The sequence below is a fragment of the Brevibacillus laterosporus genome, assembly GCF_030489605.1.
In the GTDB taxonomy this organism is placed as follows: Bacteria; Bacillota; Bacilli; order Brevibacillales; family Brevibacillaceae; genus Brevibacillus_B; species Brevibacillus_B laterosporus_E.
On record NZ_JAUKFY010000052.1, the window covers coordinates 1 to 2,149 of the forward strand.

Below are 2,149 nucleotides of genomic sequence, written 5' to 3' on the forward strand. Positions count from 1 at the left end.
TGACATTGTAGAAATAAAGGATAAAGCCGGGCAGACCCTGAATAAGTATGAGTACGACCTATGGGGAAATGTGGAAAGCAAGCAGGAAACAATGTCCAATCCGTTCTTATATGCAGGAGAGTTATATGATGAAGAATCGGGCTTGATTTATCTGCGTGCTAGATATTATGATCCAAATGATGGAAGGTTTATAACGGAGGATACGTATAAGGGGCAAGTGGATAATCCGCTTAGTTTGAATCGGTATACGTATACGGAGAATAATCCGATAAGGTATATAGATCCTACTGGGCATTGGAAAGACGGGGACGAATACATTAAGGGTTCAACTTGGGATACCATTGCTCTTTGGACTGATGTATGGAATAAAGCAAATAAAGCAAGGAACAAACAACGAATGCAATTTGCTGAAACACAAGCAGACAACGCAAGGACTGCTTACTGGAGTAATCTAGGAGCTTCTATTGCAAAGGATCTTGAACTAAGACCTACTTCAGTACTTTTTGCAGGAACTACTGCCACTATGCCAAGGTCTGGATCAGATTCAATTTCAGGCGGTCGTGCGATAGGTTGGGCGGCTATTGCGGCAACAATATTGACCATTGCTACACAGGATACTTCTACTAGCACTACAACCTATAATTATAATGGACAAACCTTAATATTCCGTGATGGTTCGGGTACAAACACTAACCTGACTCCAAGACCAGTAGATACAACAGGATTATCTTACTTTTTAGCACCAGGGTCTACCAAATATACGTTCACTTCACTAGATGCAGTAAACTCAACTGGGGTCTTGAAGGCTGTAATCGACAATCCTGCCACAGGGCATGCCAGCGTCTTTGCAACAAATCCTGCCCATCACAAAGCGTGGATTGCTTCAAGACCTGATGCAGAATCAAATCCGTATTATTTAACTATTGTACTAAAGTCTATCTCAATAAAGGGAAGGTAAAGAAAGGAGGGGGAGAATGAACGAGAGAATTGTCATAACTAAACTAGTTGACGATAAGGGACACAGTCATGATTCGAAACTTTATGTACGATTTAGAGAAAATGATACTGTTCATCTGATTCTGGTAGGAAAATCTCTGTATATTGAAAGCAACGAAGTAACATATGTTCAGAGTCTTCTTGAGTTAATAACGAAATTACCAGAGGGGTATGAGCTAAAGTTGTTAAATATTGTACAATCTACAAATGGTAATTCTATAGAAATACTAACGATAGAGGAATATATTGCTGTCACTAGACAATATGATCCTGACGAACCTCAATTAAAGTTCAGATTAGTATGCGACTACAGAGGAATAACCTTTGAAGCGGAAGCTATTGAGGATTTTTCCATCGCTTTACAAGCACTTCAAGACAAAATGGACGTATCCTTTAACATTTGTGCTTTTTGCTCAAATGGTGATTTCAGGTCAACTGGTGGAGAAGACTTAAGACATGGTTGGTACTGTTTACGTGATGTATTAAATCGTCACCCTGATTTACCTTGGTTTCAACGGGAAAAAGAATTTCAAGAAGCGTACTCAAGTGTCAATGCGTTTCATTGGTGTCCTAGTTACGTAAAAGCAGTGGATAGAATGTTTTAAACTGTATACAATGGAACCCCAAACGAGTAATAAACTGCTCGTCAGGGGTTCTTTTTGCTTGAGTTTCTGGGTTACTTTTTAGAAGTGGGATCATACAAATTCAACCAACAAATCAAACAACAAAAATTAACCAATTCATTTGATAAACTTAGAAGGCTTATTCCAACTTGAACGATGAGAAGAAATGAGCCCTTTTTGTATGTTCACAACACAAGAGGAAAAGAGAAGGGTAGAACAAAATTAGAGGAAACACTGGTTCTTAAGAAACAATCGCAAGCAGAAGTAATATTAGAGGAAGTAAGCAAACGAACAGGGAGAAAAACGTAGCTGGGATTACAAATGATCTGCGAGGAGAACCCATCTGTGTAAAAGACCCGGAAAAGAACGTATATAAATTCCAATGCAATGCAAATGGGAACCTGATGAGTACCTTCGAAAATGACAAGGAGACGGCCCGTTACGTATACAATGGTCTCTCATGGAAGCTTCGCGAGATTGACCCAGCAACAGAAAAGGTCAAAGAGAATTACGAATATGATCGGAGTGGG

The 2,149-nt window shown here is 39.4% G+C and carries 2 protein-coding genes; both read left to right on the forward strand.

Going from position 1 to position 2,149, the window contains the following annotated elements:
* Window positions 1–958, forward strand: a 958-nt coding sequence (locus QZ995_RS23550; protein ID WP_301812366.1) for an RHS repeat-associated core domain-containing protein, incomplete at its 5' end; no start/stop codon positions are given.
* 16 nt (window positions 959–974) lie between these two features.
* Window positions 975–1,601 carry a hypothetical protein gene (locus QZ995_RS23555; protein ID WP_301812367.1) on the forward strand — a complete coding sequence of 209 codons (627 nt, stop codon included), beginning with the start codon at window positions 975–977 and terminating at the stop codon, window positions 1,599–1,601.
* The last annotated feature ends 548 nt before the right edge of the window (window positions 1,602–2,149 follow it).

What these genes read in the sequence shown, in the direction of transcription:
- QZ995_RS23555 (WP_301812367.1), top strand. Translation starts at nt 975, where the DNA reads ATGAACGAGAGAATTGTCATAACTAAACTAGTTGACGATAAGGGACAC.